This is a genomic window from Vibrio sp. R10-SG3-ISO3 (assembly GCF_059834225.1).
The window spans coordinates 34,868-57,926 of record NZ_JCBDHE010000040.1; the positions used below are offsets into that span (position 1 = coordinate 34,868).

Annotated in this window: 24 protein-coding genes and 1 tRNA gene; 16 read left to right on the forward strand and 9 right to left on the reverse strand. The window is 48.0% G+C overall.

What is annotated here, in order from left to right:
* Positions 1–72 precede the first annotated feature (72 nt).
* Positions 73–1,719: a phosphoglucomutase (alpha-D-glucose-1,6-bisphosphate-dependent) gene (gene pgm / locus AC6R1A_RS09985; RefSeq protein WP_500633878.1), complete on the reverse strand. Its 1,647-nt coding sequence runs from the start codon at positions 1,717–1,719 to the stop codon at positions 73–75.
* A 110-nt stretch (positions 1,720–1,829) separates the two neighbouring features.
* On the reverse strand, positions 1,830–2,369 hold the full coding sequence (seqA, locus tag AC6R1A_RS09990) for a replication initiation negative regulator SeqA (protein ID WP_334555194.1): 540 nt from the start codon (positions 2,367–2,369) through the stop codon (positions 1,830–1,832).
* Positions 2,370–2,474: 105 nt separating this feature from the next.
* On the opposite strand from seqA, the gene AC6R1A_RS09995 reads away from it, so the two are divergent.
* The 3 genes from AC6R1A_RS09995 to fldA all read left to right on the forward strand — a co-directional run bounded on the left by AC6R1A_RS09995 (position 2,475) and on the right by fldA (position 4,149).
* The gene (locus AC6R1A_RS09995) at positions 2,475–3,239 is read left to right on the forward strand and encodes an alpha/beta fold hydrolase (protein ID WP_500630661.1); all 765 of its coding nucleotides are present in this window, start codon (positions 2,475–2,477) and stop codon (positions 3,237–3,239) included.
* A 92-nt stretch (positions 3,240–3,331) separates the two neighbouring features.
* Positions 3,332–3,553, forward strand: coding sequence for a DUF2788 domain-containing protein (locus tag AC6R1A_RS10000; protein WP_053440537.1), 222 nt, complete (start codon positions 3,332–3,334; stop codon positions 3,551–3,553).
* Positions 3,554–3,615: 62 nt separating this feature from the next.
* Positions 3,616–4,149 carry a flavodoxin FldA gene (fldA, locus tag AC6R1A_RS10005; RefSeq protein ID WP_500626425.1) on the forward strand — a complete coding sequence of 178 codons (534 nt, stop codon included), beginning with the start codon at positions 3,616–3,618 and terminating at the stop codon, positions 4,147–4,149.
* A 58-nt stretch (positions 4,150–4,207) separates the two neighbouring features.
* On the opposite strand, the gene AC6R1A_RS10010 is transcribed toward fldA, so the two are convergent.
* Complete coding sequence (locus tag AC6R1A_RS10010) at positions 4,208–4,711, reverse strand: DUF4442 domain-containing protein (protein WP_334555191.1); 504 nt, start codon at positions 4,709–4,711, stop codon at positions 4,208–4,210.
* Between the two features lie 203 nt (positions 4,712–4,914).
* Here AC6R1A_RS10010 and fcrX point away from each other — a divergent pair, with 203 nt between their 5' ends.
* Complete coding sequence (gene fcrX / locus AC6R1A_RS10015) at positions 4,915–5,364, forward strand: ferric iron uptake transcriptional regulator FcrX (RefSeq protein ID WP_334555190.1); 450 nt, start codon at positions 4,915–4,917, stop codon at positions 5,362–5,364.
* Between the two features lie 120 nt (positions 5,365–5,484).
* Here the strand turns inward: fcrX and glnS are convergent, their stop codons facing one another.
* Complete coding sequence (gene glnS, locus AC6R1A_RS10020; RefSeq protein WP_500633880.1) at positions 5,485–7,155, reverse strand: glutamine--tRNA ligase; 1,671 nt, start codon at positions 7,153–7,155, stop codon at positions 5,485–5,487.
* Between the two features lie 269 nt (positions 7,156–7,424).
* The gene (nagE, locus tag AC6R1A_RS10025) at positions 7,425–8,912 is read right to left on the reverse strand and encodes an N-acetylglucosamine-specific PTS transporter subunit IIBC (protein ID WP_487903173.1); all 1,488 of its coding nucleotides are present in this window, start codon (positions 8,910–8,912) and stop codon (positions 7,425–7,427) included.
* Between the two features lie 516 nt (positions 8,913–9,428).
* On the opposite strand from nagE, the gene nagA reads away from it, so the two are divergent.
* The 4 genes from nagA to asnB all read left to right on the forward strand — a co-directional run bounded on the left by nagA (position 9,429) and on the right by asnB (position 15,337).
* A complete protein-coding gene (gene nagA / locus AC6R1A_RS10030; RefSeq protein ID WP_500633881.1) occupies positions 9,429–10,565 on the forward strand; it encodes an N-acetylglucosamine-6-phosphate deacetylase in 1,137 nt (378 codons plus the stop codon).
* A 2-nt stretch (positions 10,566–10,567) separates the two neighbouring features.
* A complete protein-coding gene (nagC, locus tag AC6R1A_RS10035) occupies positions 10,568–11,782 on the forward strand; it encodes a DNA-binding transcriptional regulator NagC (RefSeq protein ID WP_334555186.1) in 1,215 nt (404 codons plus the stop codon).
* A gap of 76 nt (positions 11,783–11,858) precedes the next feature.
* On the forward strand, positions 11,859–13,448 hold the full coding sequence (locus AC6R1A_RS10040) for a cation:proton antiporter domain-containing protein (RefSeq protein WP_500633882.1): 1,590 nt from the start codon (positions 11,859–11,861) through the stop codon (positions 13,446–13,448).
* Positions 13,449–13,672: 224 nt separating this feature from the next.
* The gene (gene asnB, locus AC6R1A_RS10045) at positions 13,673–15,337 is read left to right on the forward strand and encodes an asparagine synthase B (RefSeq protein ID WP_500630665.1); all 1,665 of its coding nucleotides are present in this window, start codon (positions 13,673–13,675) and stop codon (positions 15,335–15,337) included.
* Between the two features lie 104 nt (positions 15,338–15,441).
* Here the strand turns inward: asnB and rfaH are convergent, their stop codons facing one another.
* Entirely contained in the window at positions 15,442–15,933 is a 492-nt protein-coding gene (rfaH, locus tag AC6R1A_RS10050; protein WP_500628873.1) for a transcription/translation regulatory transformer protein RfaH, read from the reverse strand.
* Between the two features lie 216 nt (positions 15,934–16,149).
* On the opposite strand from rfaH, the gene AC6R1A_RS10055 reads away from it, so the two are divergent.
* The gene (locus AC6R1A_RS10055; RefSeq protein ID WP_500633883.1) at positions 16,150–17,016 is read left to right on the forward strand and encodes a TraB/GumN family protein; all 867 of its coding nucleotides are present in this window, start codon (positions 16,150–16,152) and stop codon (positions 17,014–17,016) included.
* Positions 17,017–17,218: 202 nt separating this feature from the next.
* On the opposite strand, the gene AC6R1A_RS10060 is transcribed toward AC6R1A_RS10055, so the two are convergent.
* Positions 17,219–17,295, reverse strand: a tRNA-Pro gene (locus AC6R1A_RS10060).
* Positions 17,296–17,535: 240 nt separating this feature from the next.
* Here AC6R1A_RS10060 and AC6R1A_RS10065 point away from each other — a divergent pair.
* The 3 genes from AC6R1A_RS10065 to rluF all read left to right on the forward strand — a co-directional run bounded on the left by AC6R1A_RS10065 (position 17,536) and on the right by rluF (position 19,533).
* Positions 17,536–17,676: a DUF3149 domain-containing protein gene (locus AC6R1A_RS10065; RefSeq protein ID WP_334555181.1), complete on the forward strand. Its 141-nt coding sequence runs from the start codon at positions 17,536–17,538 to the stop codon at positions 17,674–17,676.
* 145 nt (positions 17,677–17,821) lie between these two features.
* A complete protein-coding gene (gene smrA, locus AC6R1A_RS10070) occupies positions 17,822–18,403 on the forward strand; it encodes a DNA endonuclease SmrA (protein WP_487903168.1) in 582 nt (193 codons plus the stop codon).
* Between the two features lie 122 nt (positions 18,404–18,525).
* A complete protein-coding gene (gene rluF, locus AC6R1A_RS10075) occupies positions 18,526–19,533 on the forward strand; it encodes a 23S rRNA pseudouridine(2604) synthase RluF (protein ID WP_500633884.1) in 1,008 nt (335 codons plus the stop codon).
* Between the two features lie 122 nt (positions 19,534–19,655).
* Here the strand turns inward: rluF and upp are convergent, their stop codons facing one another.
* Entirely contained in the window at positions 19,656–20,282 is a 627-nt protein-coding gene (gene upp / locus AC6R1A_RS10080; RefSeq protein WP_500626327.1) for a uracil phosphoribosyltransferase, read from the reverse strand.
* A 177-nt stretch (positions 20,283–20,459) separates the two neighbouring features.
* Between upp and purM the strand changes: the two genes are divergently transcribed.
* From purM to AC6R1A_RS10100, 4 genes are all read left to right on the forward strand, one after another.
* The gene (gene purM / locus AC6R1A_RS10085; RefSeq protein ID WP_334555177.1) at positions 20,460–21,500 is read left to right on the forward strand and encodes a phosphoribosylformylglycinamidine cyclo-ligase; all 1,041 of its coding nucleotides are present in this window, start codon (positions 20,460–20,462) and stop codon (positions 21,498–21,500) included.
* Between the two features lie 2 nt (positions 21,501–21,502).
* Positions 21,503–22,144: a phosphoribosylglycinamide formyltransferase gene (purN, locus tag AC6R1A_RS10090; protein WP_500633885.1), complete on the forward strand. Its 642-nt coding sequence runs from the start codon at positions 21,503–21,505 to the stop codon at positions 22,142–22,144.
* Positions 22,145–22,335: 191 nt separating this feature from the next.
* Positions 22,336–22,542 carry a YaeP family protein gene (locus AC6R1A_RS10095; protein WP_500633886.1) on the forward strand — a complete coding sequence of 69 codons (207 nt, stop codon included), beginning with the start codon at positions 22,336–22,338 and terminating at the stop codon, positions 22,540–22,542.
* On the forward strand, positions 22,542–22,733 hold the full coding sequence (locus AC6R1A_RS10100; RefSeq protein WP_500633952.1) for a DUF4250 domain-containing protein: 192 nt from the start codon (positions 22,542–22,544) through the stop codon (positions 22,731–22,733). Before AC6R1A_RS10095 ends, AC6R1A_RS10100 begins: the two co-directional genes overlap by 1 nt.
* 96 nt (positions 22,734–22,829) lie before the next feature.
* Here AC6R1A_RS10100 and AC6R1A_RS10105 read toward each other — a convergent pair whose 3' ends face one another.
* Positions 22,830–23,045 carry a DUF3622 domain-containing protein gene (locus tag AC6R1A_RS10105; protein ID WP_334555173.1) on the reverse strand — a complete coding sequence of 72 codons (216 nt, stop codon included), beginning with the start codon at positions 23,043–23,045 and terminating at the stop codon, positions 22,830–22,832.
* Positions 23,046–23,059: the final 14 nt, after the last annotated feature.

Below are 23,059 nucleotides of genomic sequence, written 5' to 3' on the forward strand. Positions count from 1 at the left end.
CACAAACAAAAAAGGCTACCCGAAGGTAGCCTAGTTTGGTGTCTCCTGTGACTGAAAACGAGAGCGTCGCTATTATAGCCCTGCGTCAGCAAACACTTGATTCACGATCTGCTGTGCTTCCGCTTCAATCTGCTTAAGATGCTCAGCCCCTTTGAAACTCTCACAGTAAATCTTGTAGATCTCTTCCGTACCGGATGGACGAGCCGCGAACCAACCGTTATCGGTCGTGACTTTGAGACCACCAATGGCCGCACCATTGCCTGGCGCATGCGTCAAGCGAGCAGTGATAGGATCGCCCGCCAAGGTTTGCGCACTGACCATTTCCGCAGATAGCTTTTTCAACACCTCTTTCTGTGGCCCATTTGCGACCGCTTGAATTCGGTTGTATTGAGACTCGCCATGCTTTGCCGCCAACTCTTCGTAGTACTGCTGTGGATTCTTGCCGGTGACGGCAGTGATCTCAGCGGCAAGCAAACACAAGATGATGCCATCTTTATCTGTTGACCAAGGTGTCCCATCTTTACGTAAGAATGACGCGCCAGCACTCTCTTCGCCGCCAAAGCCAAACTTACCTTCATACAGGCCATCCACAAACCATTTGAAACCGACAGGTACTTCACACAGCTCACGTCCTAAATCCGCCACAACACGGTCAATCAAGGCGCTTGAGACCAAGGTCTTGCCCACGGCGACATCTTGTTCCCATCCTTCACGATGGCGGTAGAGGTAATCAATGCAGACAGCTAGGAAGTGGTTAGGATTCATAAGCCCTTTTGGCGTCACGATGCCGTGGCGATCGTAGTCAGGGTCGTTGCCAAACGCGAGATCATATTGATCTTTCAGCGCGAGCAGCCCCGCCATAGCGTACGGTGATGAGCAGTCCATACGAACCACACCGTCTTTGTCTAACGACATAAACTGGAACGAGGGATCAATCGCTTCGCTAACTAAAGTGAGGTTAAGGTTGTAAGTGGATGCGATTTGACGCCAGTAATCAATACCACTGCCACCGAGTGGATCAACGCCGAGGGTCAAATTCGCTTTTTGAATCGCTTCCATGTCAATCACATTGACTAGGTCGTCCACATACGGTTTCACCAAGTCGACTTCAGAAAACAGTTCAGAGGTTTTCGCTTCTGCCAACGGCATGCGCTTCACGCCTTGTAAACCCTCTGCGATCAACACGTTCGCGCGATCCTGAATGGCTTTGGTTAGGGCATCTTCTGCTGGGCCGCCATGCGTCGGGTTGTACTTAATTCCGCCATCTTGCGGTGGGTTGTGAGAAGGCGTGATCACAATACCGTCCGCTTTTTGCTCATGCTGGAGGTTGTAACTCAATATCGCATGAGAGACGCCAGGCGTCGGCGTGTAGCCGTTGTCTTGCTGCGCAATCACCTTGATGCCATTGGCAACAAGCACTTCAACCACCGTTGAGAACGCTGGCTCTGACAACGCGTGTGTGTCCTTACCGACAAACAATGGCCCGGTGGTGCCTTTCTCGGCACGCACTTCTGCGATGGCTTGGGCAATCGCCAAAATATGATGCTCGTTAAACGTAGATTTGTCTGCACTACCACGATGGCCTGACGTACCGAACTCCACTTTATGATCTGGGTTGCTCGCTTCAGGTTGAAGTAAAAAGTAGTTTGCCACTAAGGCAGGGATATTATGCAGATCTTGCTGCTGAGCCTTTTGTCCCGCTCTCGGGTGCATAGCCATGTCGACATCCTTTCTTAAATTGGGAAGAAAACAAAAAACCTCATAATACTTGAAGTTATTCGTGCATTATGAGGTTTAAATCCGATTTCTTTGACGGTGATTACAAGTTTCTAAATCGAGTTAATCACTTTCTCAATCAGATCGGCGGGGAAATTCATGCGAGCCATCAATTGCTCAACCATTTGGCGTTTACGGCTCGTGTTGTTGTTGGTGATCACCCAAAATGGCGTGCCAGGAATCGCCTTAGGCTTGGTCGTATTGCCACTTTCTAACAAGGTCGCTTCATTGTCAGCGAAATAGACACGTTTACGACCTTTCACTTGTGTTGCTTCTGAAAAACCAGTTGGGTCGATTCGATGAAGAGTAGAGAGTACTAGCATAAAGCGGTCAATCGCTTTCTTCAGCCCTGCAAACTCATCGGAAATCAGCAGTGAGCGCATCGCTTTGACGCTATCCACACGCTCTTCAAACACAGCGTCTTTACTGACAACCACGCCTTTCTTTGCTGTGGGCGTTGTTGCGAGCGACTCCGTTTGCTGGCGGTCAGCGTTTAGTAAACGACGGAGAATATCAGAAGCACTCTCCCCAATATGCTGGGTCTGACTTGCGATGTAACGGTATAGATCCTCATCAACCTCAATTGTTTTCATTCGCTTTTCACAATCTCTATGTTTAAACTCTTGGGGATTATAGCGAGATCTTCGCGCAGACTCTACGTTAAACCCACACGAATAAACAAAAAACGAAGTTTTAAAATGTCACCATTGCTCAACTACAAACTTGAAGGACAAGGACCCACCGTTGTTCTGCTTCATGGCTTATTTGGTAACTTGGACAATCTCGGTTTACTGGCGCGCGATCTGCGTGAAGACCACCAAGTGCTAAGTGTTGATCTTAGAAATCATGGCCAGTCTTTTCACAGCGACGAACACAATTACGATGTGTTGGCCAGTGATGTCCTGCGTTTGCTCGATCATTTGAGCATTGAAACCGCGATCGTCGTAGGGCACTCGATGGGCGGTAAAGTCGCCATGGCGCTGGCCGGATTGGCCCCAACTCGAGTACATAAGCTGATCGTGCTCGACATGGCGCCAGTGCGATATACACAAGCAAGACATGATAATGTCTTTAAAGGACTAGAAGCCGTACTCGCAGATCGGCCACAATCTCGTCAGCAAGCCCTATCCCTTCTAGCGCAGCACATTGACATCGGTGGCGTCAGGCAGTTTCTGAGCAAGTCGCTGTATAAAGAAGGCGATCATCTCGCGTGGCGCTTCAACGTAACGAGCCTAAAAAACAATTACTGGGATATTTTAGGCTGGCAATCCTTATCCCCAGTAGATGTCCCGACCCTCTTTCTCAAAGGAGGCGAATCGGATTACCTTACCGCCGAGCATCAACCAGCGGTTCAGGCGCAATTTCGCCACGCTAAAGCACACGTTATTGCCAATACAGGTCATTGGTTGCACGCAGAAAAGCCCGCTGAAGTATTGCGCGCGATTCGCAAGTTTATTGGCTAGCCATCGAATACGCGTTCAATCTCTCCTGACCGTTAACTTTACGAGTTAACAATGGTATAGTGCAGCGCAAGTAATTTGGCATAAGGGATTCCATGCTTTACGACTATATGAACATGCTTGAGTCGATAGGTCTCGACTTGCTTTTTGCGTCTATCTTTTTTCTCATCGGTATGGCGATAAAAGATGTACTCAAAGCGGGAAATGTCCCACCATTTGGTCGTCGAATTGTATGGTTAGTCCTATTCCTGGGCTGCGCTGGCTTTATTGCCAAAGGCATCATTCAGCTTAGCTGGGAAGGTGGTGGTCTGGGGTAACAGGCCAAACGCGGTTCGCCATTTGGCCCGCCACAACACGTAAAAGTAAAGGTAACGAATCTATGGCAAGTGTAGGTATCTTCTTTGGTAGCGACACAGGTAACACTGAAGCTGTTGCGAAGATGATTCAAAAGCAACTGGGTAAACAACTGGTTCACGTTCAAGATATTGCCAAAAGCAGTAAAGAAGACATTGATAGCTTCGATCTTCTGCTTTTGGGTATTCCTACTTGGTACTACGGTGAAGCACAATGTGACTGGGATGACTTTTTCCCAGAGCTAGAGCAAATCGATTTCTCGACCAAGTTAGTTGCGTTATTTGGTTGTGGCGATCAAGAAGATTACGCAGAGTACTTCTGCGACGCCATGGGCACAGTACGTGATATCGTTGAAGCAAAAGGCGGTACGATTCTCGGTTACACCTCAACCGATGGTTACGAGTTTGAAGCATCAAAAGCCCTAGTTGAGGGTGACGATAGCCAATTTGTCGGTTTGTGTATCGACGAAGATCGCCAACCAGAATTGACTGAAGACCGCGTTAACAACTGGTGTAAGCAAATCCATGAAGAGATGTGCTTAGCTGAGTTGGAAGACTAAGCTGACCTTTTAAAAAAACCTCCATCTTTGGAGGTTTTTTTGTACTTAATCCAGTCTGTTATGCCGATTGAGGCGCCTGTTCCTCATCCCTAAACTTCGGTTTTTTACGTACATACAACTTACGTTGTACTTCCGATACCACCATACCGTTGCTGTCTTTTACATGCGTAATGAACTCTGGAAAGCACTTGTCGCCCCCTGCGGTTTGAGTCAGGATATCATCAAGCATCTGCTGAGAAATCAAGAAATCGGCGTGCAAGTCACTTTGTCCCGGCTTGATGAAGTTGATGCTCGCTTCTTTGTCCCACACGTAATATTGCTTGCCCAAAATCCCCATCAGCATTAACGAATAGACGGGATCGGTCAGGGAAAAAATGCTGCCCCCATATTGGGTACGATTGGCATTCTTGTTCCACCAGCGTAACTTGAGCTTCATCTTCACCTCACGAAAGTCTTCACTGATCGACACAATACGAATCCCAGCCCCCCAAAACGGTGGCCAAATATTAAGGGCAAACTTCACAACACTGGGTTTATAGATCTTTTCAAGTAGCGTAGACATCCGTGAAATCCTAAACTGTTTACATTGCCAAAACGTTAACAAATTGTAACTCATTAGACCAGTACTATAAGTGACCGCTCGCTAGTTTATGATAAAACATGAGTAACCCTTTGAGATTCGGGTTTATTGTTATTAACGAGTACCCTATAATGATTGGAATATTGGATTCTGTTTAATGCCGCAGAACATCAACAGGAAAGTATATGTCAGATAACAACCAAGCGCTGAAGGATGCCGGTCTTAAAGTCACTCTTCCGCGACTCAAAATTTTAGAAGTATTACAGCAACCAGACTGCGCGCACATCAGTGCTGAAGATTTGTACAAGAAACTCATCGATCTGGGTGAAGAAATCGGTCTGGCTACTGTTTACCGCGTTTTAAACCAATTTGATGATGCTGGCATTGTGACCCGTCACCACTTTGAAGGTGGAAAATCAGTCTTCGAACTGAGCACTCAACACCATCACGACCACTTAGTGTGTCTAGACTGTGGTGAAGTGATTGAATTTTCAGACGAAATCATCGAAGAGCGTCAACGAGAGATCGCCTCTCTGTACAATGTCCAGCTGACCAACCACAGCTTGTACCTATACGGTAAGTGTGGCGATGGCAGTTGTAAAGACAACCCTGACGCGCACAAACCTAAAAAATAACAGTAGATCAGTGCAAAAGCTAACTAGGCACTGTCTCTTTTCTGCTGATTAAAAAAATGCCAGTCATCAAGACTGGCATTTTTTATCGCTCACTGGCGACTCTAATAGGATTCGTTGCGCTTACTGAGCTTCAATCTTAGCCCAAGTATCACGCAAGCCAACGGTACGGTTAAAGACCAACGCCTCTGGCTTAGAGTCTTTCGCGTCCGCGCAGAAATAGCCCATACGCTCGAACTGGTAACCTTTCTCCGCTTCAGCGTTGGCTAGGCTTGGCTCAACAAACCCATTCATCACCATCAGTGAATCAGGATTGATCGTCTCAGCAAAGTTGTCCGCTGCGGCTGGATTTGGCACAGTAAACAAGCGATCGTAAAGGCGAATTTCAGCCGGTAAGCCCTTATCTGCTGATACCCAGTGAATCACACCTTTCACTTTACGGCCATCCTCAGGATTTTTGCCGAGTGTTTGGTCGTCGTAGCTGCAGTAGATAGTGGTGATATTACCTTGCTCGTCTTTCTCGATACGCTCAGCCTTAATGACGTAAGCACCGCGAAGACGCACTTCTTTACCAAGAACTAAACGCTTGTACTTTTTGTTGGCTTCTTCACGGAAGTCTTCACGCTCAATCCAAACCTCACGAGTAAACGGCACTTGGCGCTCACCCATCTCAGGCTTGTTAGGGTGGTTGGCGACCGTTAATGTCTCTACGCGCTCTGGCTCAAAGTTCTCGATAACCACTTTAACAGGGTCCAGTACCGCCATCGCACGTGGTGCGTTTTCGTTCAGGTCATCACGAATACAAGACTCAAGCGAGCTCATTTCGATCATGTTGTCTTGCTTGGTCACACCAATGCGCTTACAAAACTCACGAATAGAGCCCGGCGTGAACCCTCGGCGACGTAAACCAGAGATGGTTGGCATACGAGGATCATCCCAGCCGCTCACCAACTTCTCTGTCACTAGTTGACTTAGCTTACGCTTAGACATTACCGTGTATTCAAGATTCAGACGACTGAACTCATACTGGTGTGGCTGACTGTCAATCGTGATGTTCTCTAGCACCCAGTCGTACAGACGTCGGTTGTCTTGGAACTCCAACGTACACAAAGAGTGAGTGATCCCTTCAAGAGCATCAGAGATACAGTGTGTGAAGTCGTACATTGGGTAAATGCACCACTTGTCACCGGTCTGGTGGTGAGTTGCAAATCGAACGCGGTAAAGCACAGGATCACGCATCACCATAAACGACGAGGCCATATCGATTTTGGCGCGTAGACAAACCGTTCCCTCTTCAAAACCACCCGCACGCATTTTTTCAAATAGCGCGAGGTTCTCTTCAACACTGCGGTCACGATATGGGCTAGGTTTGCCCGGTTGAGTCAACGTACCACGGTACTCACGAATCTGCTCAGGACTTAGCTCTTCAACATACGCTAAGCCTTTGTTAATTAATTCAACCGCGTACTCGTAAAGCTTGTCAAAGTAGTTGGATGAGTAACAAATCTCACCATCCCACTCAAAGCCTAACCAGCTCACATCATTCTTAATCGACTCAACGTATTCGACGTCTTCTTTTTCTGGGTTCGTGTCATCAAAACGCAGATTACACTTGCCCTGATAGTCTTGAGCAATACCAAAGTTTAAGCAAATTGACTTAGCGTGACCGATATGAAGGTAGCCGTTTGGCTCCGGCGGAAAACGAGTATGCACGCTAGTGTGTTTACCATCCGCTAAATCTTTATCAATGATTTGGCGAATGAAATTCGATGGACGAGCTTCAGCTTCACTCATCTATAGCACCTCAATTGTTTTAGTATTGTTCAGAAAAATTTCTCTAAAGGGAAAAGTCCTTTAGGGCATATAGCGGGTAATGATCCACAATTCTAAGCGGATACACAACAAGAACAGGTCTTTTCTTGAGAAATAATAAGTGTTGATAAACGATGCCCGATAAAGCGCGCAGTTTTCAACCAACATAGCCCGGTCCAAACGAGATTTTGGGCCGCAAAAGAAAGAGCCTCCCAATGGGGAGGCTCCGTTTTAATTGTCTTTAGACTCGATTAAGAAGGCAGTTGCACTGGCGTCAGATCTTCATCGGCTGGAATGTTTTTCATTTCGCCGGCAATGATTTCCGCAAGTGGGCCAAGGATAACTTGAAGGTTGTTCGCGCCAAGTTTAACCACACCCATTGCTCCTAGGTTTTTCAACACTTTCTCATCAACAATGCTGGTATCTTTGATAGTCAGACGTAGACGAGTGATACAAGCGTCGATGTTAGTTAGGTTCTCATGGCCACCTAGTGCTTTTAGGTACTGTTTAGCCAACTCAGATGAGTTCTCAGAACCTGAAACTTCAGTAGCTTCGTCGTCTTCACGACCTGGTGTTTTTAGACCAAACTTCAGAATAACGGTACGGAACACTGCGTAGTAGAGACCGAAGAACACAAGACCTTGTACAATCAGCATGTACCACTTAACCGCCAGTGGGTTACGCGTTGATAGTACCATATCCACGAGACCAGCCGAGAAGCCGAAGCCTGCAATCCACTCCATTGATGCAGCGATATAAACAGAGATACCTGTTAGCAACGCGTGCAATACGTACAGTAGCGGAGCTAGGAACATGAATGAGAACTCTAGAGGCTCAGTCACACCTGTGAAGAAAGAAGCAAAGCCTGCTGCGATCATGATAGACGCGACTTTTTCTTTGTTCTTCGCTTTAGACGTGTGGTAAATCGCTAGCGCTGCACCAGGTAGACCAAACATCATGATTGGGAAGAAGCCCGCTTGGTACATACCCGTTACACCTGGGATTGCCGTACCTTCAGCGATGGATTTCGCACCACCTAGGAAGTTAGGAATATCGTTGATGCCCGCCACGTCGAACCAGAATACTGAGTTCAATGCGTGGTGTAGACCGACAGGGATAAGTAGACGGTTAAAGAATGCGTAGATACCAGCACCGACTTCGCCCAAACCTTGGATACCTTCACCAAAGCTCACTAGACCGCCGTATACTGATGGCCATACATACATCAATACGAACGATAGGAAGATACCTGCGAACGATGTCATGATAGGTACAAGACGCTTACCGGAGAAGAACGCGAGCGCTTTGTGCAGCTCAACATGTGAGAAGCGGTTGTAGATTTCTGCCGAAATGATACCCACTAGGATACCCACGAACTGGTTTTGAATACGACCGAATGCCGCAGGGACTTCGCTTGCATCAATACCTTGGATTTGAGCAACGGCACCTGGAGAAAGCAGTTTCGTCACTACGTACATCATGACGAGACCAGCCAGAGCAGCGGCACCGTCTTTGTCTTTAGATAAACCGTAAGCCACGCCCACAGCAAATAGCCATGACATGTTATCGATAATAGCGGCACCAGCCTGAATCAAGAAACCAGCAAGTGCGCTGTTTGCGCCCCAACCGTTTGGATCGATCCAGTATCCAACACCCATTAGTATTGCTGCAGCAGGTAGCGTGGCGACAGGCACCATTAACGCTTTACCTACTTTTTGGAAATAACCAAGAATATTCACCTTAAGTTCCCCCTATAGGATTTTTAATTGGTCGAGTAACTTTTTTTAGTTGCTCAATTTAGTCCTTGTCAGTTTATGATATTAATTTTGCTCCGCAAATTAAAAGCTCATCATTTGTGATCATAATCACCAGATACAGGGGTATTTCGAGGTTTTTGCTAGCCAGATCATAAAACTTATTTTACAATGCAAATAAATGAGATTTATCGGCTAGTATCAGTGCATAAGTCAGAGGCGGAAACATAGTAAAAACTCATGGATAACATGATGTTATTACGACATTTAAAGAGAAAGACAAACAGAAACTCGCCCTGACACTGTCTTAGGACAGAATTCAAAACTGAACCAAGTCAGCGTAAAATGACGCTTCGGCTGGTAAAGATATTTCGCGATCTAATTGAAGTTTTCAAATAAAGTTGTCGGATCAATTCATTGCTCTTCAGTTTGATCTATAAAAGAATGAGAAATGTGACCCTAACTCGTTGACGGGTCTATACCTATAAGGATTTGCTGACCATGTATGCGCTAACCAACTGCAAACTCTACACCGGCAGTGACGTTCTAACGAACCACGCTGTGATTGTGAACCAAGGGCTCATTGAGGCAGTTTGCCCCGAAGACACTCTGCCACAGACGATCAAAACCATCGACCTAAAAGGCGCAAACGTCAGTCCAGGTTTTATCGATCTGCAACTGAACGGGTGTGGCGGCGTAATGCTGAATGACGAAATCACAGCGCAGACTATGCAAATCATGCATCAAGCCAATTTAAAATCGGGCTGTACCAGTTACCTGCCGACTCTGATTACCTCTTCCGATGAAGACATGCGCTCCGCCGTCGCGGCGGCTCGCGAGTATCACGCTCAATATCAAAACCAATCTCTCGGTCTTCACCTTGAAGGGCCTTATCTCAACGTAGCGAAAAAAGGCATTCATAGTGTCGACTATATTCGCCCTTCCGATGACAGCATGATTGACTTTATGTGTGACAACGCCGATGTCATCGCTAAAGTCACACTCGCGCCAGAGCACAATGACGCCGCTCATATTGAACGCTTAAGTGCAGCCGGCATCGTGGTCTCGATTGGTCACACGAATGCCACCTATGCACAAGCTCGTCAAAGCTTCGATTCAGGGGTGACGTTTGCCACTCACCTCTTCAATGCCATGACCCCAATGGTTGGCCGAGAGCCAGGGGTGGTCGGTGCGATTTATGACACGCCAGGTGTTTACGCGGGCATCATTGCAGACGGCTTCCACGTCGATTACGCCAACATCCGAATTGCGCACAAAATTAAGGGTGAAAAATTAGTATTAGTGACCGATGCCACAGCTCCTGCAGGCGCTGACATGGATTACTTTATTTTTGTAGGTAAGAAAGTATATTACCGGGATGGCAAGTGTGTCGATGAACATGGCACACTAGGCGGTTCAGCCTTAACCATGATTGAAGCAGTTCAAAACACGGTTGAGCACGTCGGTATCGCTCTGGACGAAGCCCTTCGCATGGCAACCCTTTACCCTGCGAAAGCAATCGGTGTAGACAATAAACTGGGTCGAATTAAAAAAGGCTTAGTGGCAAACCTCACCGTATTCGACCGCGACTTCAACGTCCAGGCGACGGTAGTAAACGGACAATACGAGCAGAATTGAGAATGAATGGCGGACAAATAGGTAACGTAGATCTAGTAAAGCAGCTCAACAGCGCAGCAGTGTATCGGCTGATTGACCAACAAGGGCCAATCTCTCGCATCCAGGTGGCCGATGTCAGTCAGCTCGCGCCCGCCAGTGTTACCAAAATCACCCGCCAACTCTTAGAACGTGGTTTGATTAAAGAAGTCGCTCAGCAAGCCTCAACCGGAGGACGCCGTGCGATTTCTCTTACCACAGAAGTGGAGCCCTTCCACTCTGTGGCTGTCCGTATCGGCCGAGACTATTTGCAATTTAGCCTCTATGATCTCGGCGCTAAAGAGCTCGCTAGCGATTATCAAGAGTTTTATTACACCACCCAAGACGAACTGGCAGAAGGTTTGGAGTCTCAACTTAAAGCCTTTATCCAAAGTCAGCAAAGCCACATCAATCAGTTGATCGCCATCGGTATATCCTTACCCGGTCTCGTCAATCCTGAAACCGGTGTGGTCGAGTACATGCCGAATATTTCAATCAACAACTTTACCCTAGCAGAGATGATTCGCGATCGTTTCCACGTCGAATGCTTTGTCGGTAACGATGTCAGAGGGATGGCGCTGGCTGAGCACTACTTTGGCGCCAGCCAAGATTGCCAAGACTCAATTTTAGTCAGCGTACACAGAGGAACGGGCGCGGGCATCATCGTCAATGGACAAGTGTTCCTTGGCTTCAACCGCAACGTTGGCGAAATTGGCCACATTCAAATCGATCCTCTCGGGGAGCAGTGCCAATGCGGGAACTTTGGCTGCCTCGAAACGGTGGCGGCAAACCCTGCCATTGTCGAGCGCGTCAACAAACTCATCAAACAAGGGTATGAGTCTACCTTAACCACACTCGACAGCATCACTATTGCGGATGTCTGTGAACACGCCAACTTAGGCGACGAGCTGGCAAAACAGAGCCTGGTTCGAGTCGGCAACCAGTTAGGTAAAGCGATCGCAATTACCATTAACTTGTTTAACCCGCAAAAAATCGTGATTGCCGGTCAAATCACCCAGTGTGAAGAGATCCTCTTCCCAGCCATTCGCCGCAATGTTGAAAATCAATCCCTCACGACCTTCCATAAAGATTTGCCTATCGTGGCGTCACAGATTGATAAGCAACCGACACTAGGCGCCTTTTCAATGATCAAGCGTGCTATGCTGAACGGTGTTTTGTTACAAAAATTGTTAGAAGATTAACGTCTTATCACTTGAAGTTAGATAGAATACCGGGCTACTAGACGTAGCCCGTTTTTATAGGATTATTTACACCGCTATGGAACTCGTACTGATCTCCGCCGCGTTTCTCGCCGGCTTTCTCGCGCTCAAGTGTAACCTGCCTCCCTTGGTAGGCTTTCTGCTGGCTGGTTTTGGCCTGCACGCCTTGGGGTTTGAATCGAATGACACCTTGGTGCTGCTGGCCGATCTGGGTGTCACGCTGCTGCTGTTTACCATCGGACTTAAGCTCGACATCACAACCTTACTCTCCAAAGAAATTTGGGCCGGCGCAACACTGCACAATCTTCTGTCTACCGCGATTTTTTCTGTTGCGCTTTTTTGCTTTAAATTTCTTGGGATCAGTTCCCTGGCGAGCATGGAGGTGGAGCAAATTGTCCTGCTGAGCTTTGCACTCTCCTTCTCAAGTACCGTATTTGCAGTGAAATCATTGCAAGAGAAAGGGGAAATGAACGCGACCTATGGCACCTTGGCCATCGGTATTTTGATCATGCAAGATATCTTTGCCGTGGTGTTTCTCACCGCTTCAACCGGCAAGCTGCCTGAATGGTATGCCGTAGCACTGTTTGCCTTACCGCTGCTTCGCCCCCTATTCTATAAGGTTCTAGACTGGGTTGGCCACGGCGAAATGCTGGTTCTGTTCGGCATCTTCTTTGCGCTAGTGGTGGGCGCGGGGCTGTTCGAACTGGTGGGCATGAAGCCTGATTTAGGGGCACTGATCTTAGGAATGCTACTGGCTGGTCATGCCAAAGCGTCTGAGTTAGCAAAGTCCCTATTTAACCTCAAAGAGCTGTTTTTGGTCTGCTTTTTCCTCAACATTGGTCTGTCTGAGCAGCCAACACTAGCCGGATTTGCTCTAGCTATCCTCTTCTTGCTGTTGCTGCCGTTAAAAGGCGCGCTCTATTTCATTATCATCAACGCCTTTAAATTCCGCGTCCGCACTTCTCTACTCGCCTCGCTCTGTTTGTTTAACTTCAGTGAGTTCGGCCTTATCGTCGGCGGCCTTGCATTTAAAATGGGTTGGATGAGCGGCGATATCCTGGTGGCGCTTGCCCTTGCGGTCTCCATCTCTTTTGTGATTGCGGCACCTATCAACCGCTACGGCCATGCCCTCTATCAACGCTCAAGCCGCTGGCTCAAGGAGCACGCCGCAGAATCGCTGCATAGTCGAGACCAGCGCATTAATCCTGGCCATGCTCAAGTTCTGATTTTAGGCATGGGTCGAATTGGCACCGGTGCCTATGATGAGATTCGAGCTCGTTACGGCAAGATCAGTCTGGGTATCGAGGTGCGTGAAGATGCCGCTCGCCAGCACAAAGCGCAAGGGCGTAACGTGATCGCCGGAGACGCAACCGACCCCGATTTTTGGGAGCGTATTTTAGACACCGCCAACGTCAAACTCGTGCTACTGGCAATGCCGCATCACCAAGGAAATCAGATCGCGCTGCAACAGTTACAACAACGCCACTTTAAAGGGCAGATCGCGGCAATTGCCGAGTATTCAGATCAATTGGATGCTCTCGTTGAGCAAGGCGTCGATGCCGCCTTTAACATATACAATGAAGCTGGTAGCGGTTTTGCGCGCCATGTGTGTGAGCAGCTAAAACCGCAATTTAGCTCTATCCGCTAGCACGCTTGCTCGTCAAGGTGACAGGCTACCTCTCGAGGTAGCCTTTTTTATTTTGAACAAAAAACAGCCAAAACCTAGATCTCATTTACAATAACAACCATTTAATTAGATATTTTTTAACAGCAAAGCCTCTTTGATATTTTTTTTATCAATCTTGGTTGCATTTTTTAATCAGAATGGCAAATTGAAGTTAACAGATTAAACGAAATTCAAAGGGAAGTAGTATGTGTTCGATTTTTGGTATTTTAGATATAAAAAGTGATGCGTCCGCTTTGCGCCCTGTGGCGTTGGAAATGTCTAAAAAGCTGCGTCACCGTGGTCCAGACTGGTCCGGTATCTACTCATCAGATAACGCGATCCTTGCGCATGAGCGCTTGGCAATTGTCGGTCTGAACAGTGGGGCACAACCGCTCTACAGCCCAGATAAAAAACACATCCTTGCCGTCAATGGTGAAATCTACAACCACAAAGAAATTCGTGCTCGTTACGAAGGTAAATACGATTTTCAAACCGACTCTGACTGTGAAGTTATCCTCGCTCTTTACCAAGACATGGGGGCGGACCTACTGGAAGAGCTAAACGGTATTTTTGCCTTCGTTCTTTATGATGAAGAGAAAGATCAATACTTAGTTGGCCGAGATCACATCGGTATTATCCCGCTTTACCAAGGCTACGATGAGCACGGCAACTATTACGTTGCATCGGAAATGAAAGCTTTGGTGCCCGTTTGTCGCACCGTAAGTGAATTTCCACCGGGCAGTTACTACGGCAGCAGCGATACAGAGCCTCAACGCTACTACATCCGCGATTGGAATGAATTTGCCGCCGTTGAAAACAACACCACCAGCAAAGAAGAGCTCACTGAAGCGCTAGAAGCCGCGGTTAAACGTCAGCTCATGACCGACGTGCCTTATGGCGTACTTTTGTCCGGGGGTCTCGATTCGTCCATCACCTCCGCCGTGGCGAAACGTTTTGCCGCCATGCGTATTGAAGATGATGAGCAGTCTGAAGCTTGGTGGCCACAACTGCACTCGTTTGCGGTCGGCTTGGAAGGCGCACCTGACCTCAAGGCTGCTCGTGAAGTGGCAGAGCAAATTGGGACCGTTCACCATGAGATGACCTACACCATCCAAGAAGGGCTTGATGCGATTCGTGATGTGATTTACCACATTGAGACCTACGATGTGACGACTATACGTGCGTCAACCCCGATGTTCTTAATGGGACGTAAGATCAAAGCTATGGGAATTAAAATGGTGCTCTCGGGCGAAGGTGCCGATGAGATTTTCGGCGGATACCTCTACTTCCATAAAGCACCCAACGCAAAAGAGTTCCATGAAGAGACCGTGCGCAAGTTACTCGCTCTGAACATGTTTGACTGTGCTCGCGCAAACAAGTCCCTTGCGGCTTGGGGTGTGGAAGGTCGCGTGCCATTCTTGGACAAAGAGTTTATCGATGTCGCGATGCGTCTCAACCCGAAAGATAAAATGTGTGGTAACGGTAAGATGGAAAAACACATCTTGCGTGAGTGCTTCGAACACTACTTGCCAGAATCAATTGCATGGCGTCAGAAAGAGCAGTTCTCGGATGGCGTGGGTTACAGCTGGATCGATACGCTAAAAGCGGTAGCGGAAGAGAAAGTCACAGATCAGCAGATGGAAACCGCTGCGTTCCGTTTCCCGTACAACACGCCAACCACCAAAGAAGGCTACGTCTATCGCGAAATCTTTGAAGAGTTGTTCCCACTTCCTTCAGCAGCTGAGTGTGTACCTGGTGGTCCATCGGTGGCGTGTTCATCGGCAAAAGCGATTGAATGGGATGAGTCGTTCAAAAACTTCGCAGACCCATCAGGTCGCGCAGTGAAAAGTGTGCACAACGAAGCTTACTAAATCACGCTAGAGCGCTAACGACAGCCTAGTGACAAAAAGGCTCCCCAGTGAAACTGGGGAGCCTTTTTTACCAATCGAACTCACTAAACTGGACATCTTGCTGACTAAACATCGAAATCTTGGTTGCCCACACTCACTTCGACGTGTTGATTGAGAAGCTTGACCAATAAAATCGATCGCAACTCCCCATCTGATTCTTTAAAGATGGCCTCAACCCCAGCAAACGGGCCCGTTAACACCGACACAGGCTGCCCAGCTTTAGGGATCCCTTGGTTGTCTTGTGGCTGCATCGATTCCATCGACTTTAACCCTTCAATCAAATCTGGTGAAACCACTTGAGGCATTGCGCCCCTGCGGACAAAATCCACCACACCGCGCGTCGAGCGTATGGTGGTAAACGCCGGTCCCTGTTGTGGGTCAAAGCAGATAAATACATAACACGGGAAAAGGGGTTCTGGCTTGGTTTGTCGCTTACCTCGGCGAATCGCAGTTCGTGTGATCACGGGGTAATAACACTCAACCTTCTGATTTTCTAAATGCTGTTGAGCGCGTTCTTGTTCGCCACGTTTGCAATAAAGTAAGTACCACTGCTTCATCTTAGTTCGCCAATCTATCGTTTTGCGCCATCCTACCATTCTCGTGACCATGGGGGAATTCGTGAGCGTTTGTCATCACCTTAGTACTGGGTTTTGTCTGTATGCTTTCGCCTCAGGGAACATGGTATTGTGCTCTCTGCTCTCGATGAGCAAAATTATGCTATAACCTAGTCACAGTCCGAGCCAGTTGTTGGCCTTCCCACTAGGATACTTCGAATGCATAAATGGCTACTCTCTTGTGTTACTTTGTTCTGCAGCGCTTTACAAGCGGAGCCCCTTTACTGGCACGCCAGTAAAGGGGCGTTAGATTTTCATATCATTGGTTCGGTTCACGTCGGTGACGACAGTATGTACCCACTCCCGTCCCCTATCAGCGTAGCACTCGAACATAGTGACGGATTGATCGTCGAAACCGATATCCACAACGGTCAAGCCGTCAGCTACCCGCAACAGACGATCAGCAGCGCAGAGATCTTATCCGCCGAACAAAAACAAGAGCTCTCTGGCATTGCCAATTTGCTGAGCCTCAATGAAGCGCAACTGCTTGCGTCGCCTCCTTGGGCTAGTGCGCTGACCATTCAAATGCGCCAAATTGAGTACCTCGGATTTCAAGCCAGTAAAGGCGTCGATACCTACCTGCTGACCCAAGCGAACAATCTTAATGTTCCGGTGCTCTCTTTAGAAAGCATGCAATTTCAAATCGATATGCTGGCAAGCGATCCTGACGTAGGCCAAGAGATGCTGACTAGCATGATCGAGGACTTTGATCACTCTGAACACATGGCAAAATGTTTAATCAAAAGTTGGATCGCGGGTGACAAAGCGCAGCTCGAAGAGTTTGCTCAGTTAACCAAGATGTCACCCGACTTTGAGCAAGCATTTTTAATTGACCGAAACCTCGACTGGGCGACCAAACTCAGCAGCCCAAACTGGCTACCCAACTCCGAGGGCAGCTACGTGGTTGTGGTGGGCGCATTGCACCTGGTCGGAAAGCACAACTTGATTGAACTGCTGCAAGCTCAAGGATTCGAGATTGAGCAACTCGCCCAAACCACCCCCGCTGGCTGTGAATTTAAGTATTAATGGAGTAAGAGGCGATAAACCACTCGTCTAGACGTAAAAAGCCCCGCTATTGCTAGTGAGGCTTTCGGAAAGCGGCCGGTGAAGAGGGATTCGATCGGACTGGCGCTCCATCGGACTGGCGCTCCAGCCCACGACCCGTAATGCGTAGCATAGTTGTATAAACGTAAAAAGCCCCGCTATTGCTAGCGGGGCTTTTAGAAAGTGGTCGGTGAAGAGGGATTCGAACCCCCGACCCTCTGGTCCCAAACCAGATGCGCTACCAAGCTGCGCTATTCACCGAGAACGGAGCAGTATATTACGGATTCTGTTTGCCAACGCAAGCCATTTCCCGCACTTTTTTCCAAATTCACACCGTTTGACTAAAACGCGAGCAACGGGCCACAAAATGTGAGCAAACACACAGCAAACAGAACAAAAACGCAACCTTCGGATAACACTTGATCTAGATCAGTGTTGAATTAATCACCAGCCATTACCTTAAATTCCGTCAACACACACTTTGTATTTGGCGGAGGAACTATGGACTTTTGGCTTGATCTTCTCTTTGGTAATGCAGTAGGTCTATCTTCAATGATTGTCATCTTGGGTGCCTTTAGTCTCATGCTCTTTTACGGCGCTTTCTTCGTCTACAAGGTGATGAATGACAAATCTCCTCACTAGAATCGCTTAGCTCTATTCTCTGAATAGACATTCGCTATGCACCGAAGTAGACACACTGTTTACTTCGGTTTTTTATTTCTTGCTGATCACAACAGGCTTACGTCAGTATAATAGCTATATTGATTGAATACTCTGAGATACCGTCATGTCTAACGACGACGATTTTGCACTGTTTCAGCAAATGATGGGAGACGTTAAACCCATCAAGCAAGACACCACTCAACACGTCAAAATGCATCAAGTCACCCAAGCGCAGCTGGCTAAACGCGAAGCGGCTATGTGGCTCAGCGATGATGCTCCCGAGTACCTCTCCATTGACCATGCGCCGATGCTCAAACCCGAAGACATCATTGAGTACAAGCGCGATGGTGTACAAGATGGGGTCTTTCGTAAATTGCGCCTGGGTAAGTACCCACTTCAAGCAAGGTTAGATTTACACCGTAAGACGCTCAAACAAGCGCGTGACGAAGTGCTCACCTTTCTCAAACAGTGCATGCGCATGGATATTCGCACGGTGCTGATCATTCATGGTCGAGGGGAAAAATCCAATCCCCCCGCCATGATGAAAAGTTATCTTGCAAAGTGGCTATCACAAATCAATGACGTCCAATGTGTACACAGTGCACAGCGCTTTCACGGCGGCACGGGTGCGGTCTACGTCATGCTGAGAAAAAGTGCCGACAAGAAACAAGAGACTCGTGAGCGTCATCAAAAACGGCTCGGGTAAAACCGTTTCCGATCGTTATGGTTGGTCTAAGATAGACAGAGTGATACACTCCCCGCCCCCGATTTCGGATCCATCCACCACCACATCACGGGTTGCCGTTGTGAAACGTAAAGAGAATGCTCATGTCCCAAGATAGCGCGAAACGCCTTAACAAATTCATCAGTGAAACCGGCTTTTGTTCACGTCGAGAAGCAGACCGACTGATAGAGCAAGGTCGAGTCACCATTAATGGCCAAGTGCCGGAAATGGGCACCAAGGTGCTTCCCGGAGACGATGTTCAAGTCGATGGAAAACCTATCAGTGGTGCCACCGATAAACCGATTTATATCGCTTTAAATAAACCGACTGGTATCACCTGTACAACCGAGCGAGATGTACCGGGTAACATTGTTGACTTTATTGGCCACAAAAAACGCATCTTCCCAATTGGTCGCTTAGATAAGCCGTCGGATGGGCTGATCTTTCTGACCAATGATGGCGATATCGTCAACAAAATTCTTCGTGCGGGTAACCATCACGAAAAAGAGTACGTCGTGCGTGTTGACAAGCCCATCACCGATGACTTTATTCATAAGATGAGCAGCGGCGTCCCGATTTTAGATACCGTCACGCTACCGTGCCGTGTCACCAAGGAAACCAAGTTTTCATTTCGAATCGTGCTGACACAAGGGTTGAACCGTCAAATACGCCGTATGTGTGAAGCGCTGGGATACGAAGTATTCAAGTTACGCCGAGTTCGCATCATGAACATTACCTTGGATGGTATCCCTAACGGTCAATGGCGCTACTTGTCTGATCAAGAGGTTGAGACGATTCTCGCTATGTGTGAGGGCTCAAGCGGGACTGAAGAAGCCTCAAAGGTTGACAGCAAAGGGCGAAGAATCCGCCGCGCAACCGATGCAAAGCTCTTTGATAGTCGAGAAGAGAATCAAGAATCCAAAGCGCGACGCAATCAAAAGCCGCGAACGTTTAAAGGTCGCAATGCCGATGATCTTCGTCACGCGCCTAATTCGAAAAAGGGCCGCGCCCATCACCACAATCCAAGCCAAAAGCCCGCCACCAAACACTCAGGCCCCACGACCAAACCGGCAAAACCACGCACCGGCGGCACGCTAAGTTTGAAGAAGTAACGCAGGCGAAGTATCCGTTCAGCGCTTTGCTGCAATTAAAAAGGAGCATCATTCAATGCTCCTTTTTAGTCTTTACAAGTCAATCAACACACTAGCGTATAAAGTGACTTAGATATCAACGATTACTTAGTGCCGAAAATCTTGTCACCGGCATCACCAAGACCAGGGACAATGTAACCTTTATCGTTCAGTCTGCTGTCAATAGCAGCGGTGTAAAGTTCCACATCTGGGTGCGCTTTTTCTAGAGCTTCGATGCCTTCTGGCGCAGCAACCAACACCAACACTTTGAATGACTGACAACCTTGCTCTTTAAGAAGGTCAATCGTCGCAATCATAGAGCCGCCGGTAGCAAGCATAGGGTCAACAACCAACGCGATACGCTCATCAATGTTTGACGCCAGTTTGTTGAAGTACGGCACAGGCTCCAACGTCTCTTCGTCACGGTAAATACCCACCACACTGATGCGAGCACTAGGAATGTGCTCTAGCACGCCGTCCATCATACCTAGGCCAGCACGAAGAATCGGCACAACGGTGACTTTCTTACCCTTGATTTGATCCACTTCTACCGGACCATTCCAACCGTCAATGGTTACTTTTTCTGTTTCAAAGTCTGCGGTCGCTTCATAGGTCAGCAAGCTGCCGACTTCTGTTGCAAGCTCGCGAAAACGCTTAGTGCTGATATCACCTTCTCGTAGAAGACCAATTTTGTGTTTCACAAGAGGGTGTTTAACTTCAACAACTTTCATTTCCATCTCCGGATCTATGGCAAATTTCAAATAAACTTGTCGATTATAAACGATTTCGTTCACAATTTCTTGTCGTAGCGCAAAAGAAAAAACTTGCGCAAACGTTTGCTATCTAGCTTTGACCACTGGTAGAATAGCGCCGTTTTCACATCCAACTTTCTAACCGAGGACTTCCCCGTGAGTGCTGATAACACTTCTCTTAGCTATAAAGATGCTGGCGTTGACATTGATGCAGGCAACGCACTTGTTGACCGTATTAAAGGTGCGGTAAAACGTACACGTCGCCCTGAAGTAATGGGTGGTATTGGTGGTTTTGGCGCGCTGTGCGAATTGCCAACCAAGTACAAGCATCCAGTTCTCGTCTCAGGGACAGACGGTGTGGGCACTAAGCTGCGCCTTGCTTTGGATATGAAAAAGCATGACACCATCGGTATTGACCTTGTGGCAATGTGTGTCAACGACCTGATTGTTCAAGGTGCAGAGCCGCTGTTCTTCTTGGATTACTACGCAACAGGTAAGTTGGATGTCGATACGGCAGCGGATGTTGTGTCAGGCATTGCAGACGGCTGTGTGCAAGCAGGTTGTGCACTGATCGGTGGTGAAACCGCAGAAATGCCAGGGATGTATGAAGGCGAAGACTATGACGTAGCAGGCTTTTGTGTTGGCGTCGTCGAGAAAGAAGACGTGATTGACGGCACGAAAGTCGCAGCTGGCGACGCGCTGATCGCGGTCGGTTCAAGCGGTCCACACTCAAACGGTTACTCACTCATTCGTAAGATTCTTGAAGTCTCTGGTGCTGACAAAAACGAACAGTTAGCTGACAAAACGATTGGTGAGCACCTACTCGAACCCACCAAAATTTACATCAAATCGGCACTCAAGATGATTGAGCAGCATGACATTCATGCCATCTCGCACATCACTGGTGGCGGTTTCTGGGAAAACATCCCTCGCGTACTGCCTGAAGGCACCAAAGCGGTGATCGATGGTAACAGCTGGGAATGGCCAATTATCTTCAAATGGCTACAAGAGAAAGGCAACGTCACAACCCACGAAATGTACCGCACATTTAACTGTGGTGTTGGTCTGATTGTCGCCCTACCTAAAGCACAAGCCGACGCAGCGGTTGAACTGTTGAAAGCCGAAGGCGAGAACGCTTGGGTGATTGGCGAGATTGCAACAGCGCAAGCAGGCGAAGAACAAGTAGAGATCAACTAAAGATGAAAAGCGTTGTTGTTTTAGTTTCAGGGAATGGTTCTAACTTGCAAGCGATTATTGATGCTTGTGAAACCAACATCGATAATGGCCGAGTAACCGCTGTTTTTTCAAACAAAGCAACCGCTTACGCTTTGGAACGTGCGAAAAAAGCCGGTGCTGGCGCGCACTTTCTTGATCCAAACTCATTCGATACTCGCGACGCCTTTGATCGCGAATTGATGAAGCAGATGGATGAATACAAGCCTGACGTTGTGGTCTTGGCGGGTTATATGCGCATTTTAAGTGGCGAGTTCGTTCGTCACTTTATGGGGCGAATGATCAACATCCACCCATCGCTGTTACCCAAATACCCGGGGCTCAACACTTACCAACGTGCCATTCACGCCGGTGACGAAGAGCATGGTACCAGTGTCCATTTTGTCACTGAGCAACTTGACGGCGGGCCTGTCATTTTACAGGCAAAAGTGCCGATCTTTGATGAAGACACCGTCGAAACCCTCACCGAGCGCGTGCAAACGCAAGAGCACAAAATCTACCCTCTGGTCGTAAAGTGGATGGTGGAAGAGCGCCTCGTGATGAAAGATGGCAAAGAAGCCTACCTCGATGGCAAGCTGCTCAGCATGCATGGTTACGCCGAAGAGTAATCAAACCGTTTCAATCCATTGGCGAGCGTTAATGCTCGCTTTTTTTTACGCGGCGTTTCTCCTATCTCACCCTGTTGGTGAAAAAAACGACTAAGGCTTCACGAGTTTGCGCTAGCGCAACCGAGCGCTTTGAGTTTCCTCTCGTCCCTGTGTATATTTGAGAGCAGTTATCATTTGTTAAGGATACCAACATGCAAGTTTATCAATGCTGTGACATGGTTCGTGAGCTTTACGCCCAGATAGGTAGTGGCGATCAAGCCTATGTCCCACAAGCCATCACCTGCGCGCTCAAAGCACTTAATGACATTGCAGCGGATGACGCGCTGCCTAAGTCGGTACGAGAAAAAGCGGCCTTCGCAGCGGCCAATCTGCTGATTTCTGATTTTGAGGATGCATGATGAATTTGAGCAATTTTGCCAGCATGGATAGCGTGATGCTGATGAGCATCGTCAACATGAAATTGCGCGATGATTTTGCGGGGGATCTGAACAAGCTTGCGGCGTATTTCGATATTGACCGTGCTGCCCTTGAAGCAAAGCTTGCGAGCGCAGGGTTTGAATACTTGCCTGAGGCGGGGCAGTTTCGTTAACGCGACCGCCTCTCTGCGAGCGCTAGGTTGTCTTGGCTAGCGCTCAAAACAAACGTGCCTACACTAAGGTAAGCACGATAAGGTCAACAACAGTGACTACTTGGCTTTTTTACGCGCGTTATGACCGGCTTGCGCTTTGGCGAATACCGCCAATTGCTCTTCACCCCAAGCTTGTGCAGCTTGTTCAGACTCAAACCCTGTTTCACTTTTTGAAACGTGAGTTTTACGTGATGTCACTTGGCGAGTGATTGTCGCACTCCACTGTGACTCTTGTTGAGTAACATGCAACGCATATTTTTTATTGGCATTCATAAATTGTTTCCTCA

What these genes read in the sequence shown, in the direction of transcription:
- seqA (WP_334555194.1), bottom strand. Translation starts at nt 2,369, where the DNA reads ATGAAAACAATTGAGGTTGATGAGGATCTATACCGTTACATCGCAAGT.
- AC6R1A_RS10095 (WP_500633886.1), top strand. Translation starts at nt 22,336, where the DNA reads ATGCAAGTTTATCAATGCTGTGACATGGTTCGTGAGCTTTACGCCCAG.
- nagC (WP_334555186.1), top strand. Translation starts at nt 10,568, where the DNA reads ATGAATGGCGGACAAATAGGTAACGTAGATCTAGTAAAGCAGCTCAAC.
- smrA (WP_487903168.1), top strand. Translation starts at nt 17,822, where the DNA reads ATGTCTAACGACGACGATTTTGCACTGTTTCAGCAAATGATGGGAGAC.
- glnS (WP_500633880.1), bottom strand. Translation starts at nt 7,155, where the DNA reads ATGAGTGAAGCTGAAGCTCGTCCATCGAATTTCATTCGCCAAATCATT.
- rluF (WP_500633884.1), top strand. Translation starts at nt 18,526, where the DNA reads ATGTCCCAAGATAGCGCGAAACGCCTTAACAAATTCATCAGTGAAACC.
- AC6R1A_RS10065 (WP_334555181.1), top strand. Translation starts at nt 17,536, where the DNA reads ATGGACTTTTGGCTTGATCTTCTCTTTGGTAATGCAGTAGGTCTATCT.
- AC6R1A_RS10105 (WP_334555173.1), bottom strand. Translation starts at nt 23,045, where the DNA reads ATGAATGCCAATAAAAAATATGCGTTGCATGTTACTCAACAAGAGTCA.
- AC6R1A_RS10010 (WP_334555191.1), bottom strand. Translation starts at nt 4,711, where the DNA reads ATGTCTACGCTACTTGAAAAGATCTATAAACCCAGTGTTGTGAAGTTT.
- AC6R1A_RS09995 (WP_500630661.1), top strand. Translation starts at nt 2,475, where the DNA reads ATGTCACCATTGCTCAACTACAAACTTGAAGGACAAGGACCCACCGTT.
- nagA (WP_500633881.1), top strand. Translation starts at nt 9,429, where the DNA reads ATGTATGCGCTAACCAACTGCAAACTCTACACCGGCAGTGACGTTCTA.
- AC6R1A_RS10040 (WP_500633882.1), top strand. Translation starts at nt 11,859, where the DNA reads ATGGAACTCGTACTGATCTCCGCCGCGTTTCTCGCCGGCTTTCTCGCG.
- asnB (WP_500630665.1), top strand. Translation starts at nt 13,673, where the DNA reads ATGTGTTCGATTTTTGGTATTTTAGATATAAAAAGTGATGCGTCCGCT.
- AC6R1A_RS10100 (WP_500633952.1), top strand. Translation starts at nt 22,542, where the DNA reads ATGAATTTGAGCAATTTTGCCAGCATGGATAGCGTGATGCTGATGAGC.
- pgm (WP_500633878.1), bottom strand. Translation starts at nt 1,719, where the DNA reads ATGGCTATGCACCCGAGAGCGGGACAAAAGGCTCAGCAGCAAGATCTG.
- AC6R1A_RS10000 (WP_053440537.1), top strand. Translation starts at nt 3,332, where the DNA reads ATGCTTTACGACTATATGAACATGCTTGAGTCGATAGGTCTCGACTTG.
- fcrX (WP_334555190.1), top strand. Translation starts at nt 4,915, where the DNA reads ATGTCAGATAACAACCAAGCGCTGAAGGATGCCGGTCTTAAAGTCACT.
- purN (WP_500633885.1), top strand. Translation starts at nt 21,503, where the DNA reads ATGAAAAGCGTTGTTGTTTTAGTTTCAGGGAATGGTTCTAACTTGCAA.
- rfaH (WP_500628873.1), bottom strand. Translation starts at nt 15,933, where the DNA reads ATGAAGCAGTGGTACTTACTTTATTGCAAACGTGGCGAACAAGAACGC.
- upp (WP_500626327.1), bottom strand. Translation starts at nt 20,282, where the DNA reads ATGAAAGTTGTTGAAGTTAAACACCCTCTTGTGAAACACAAAATTGGT.
- fldA (WP_500626425.1), top strand. Translation starts at nt 3,616, where the DNA reads ATGGCAAGTGTAGGTATCTTCTTTGGTAGCGACACAGGTAACACTGAA.
- AC6R1A_RS10055 (WP_500633883.1), top strand. Translation starts at nt 16,150, where the DNA reads ATGCATAAATGGCTACTCTCTTGTGTTACTTTGTTCTGCAGCGCTTTA.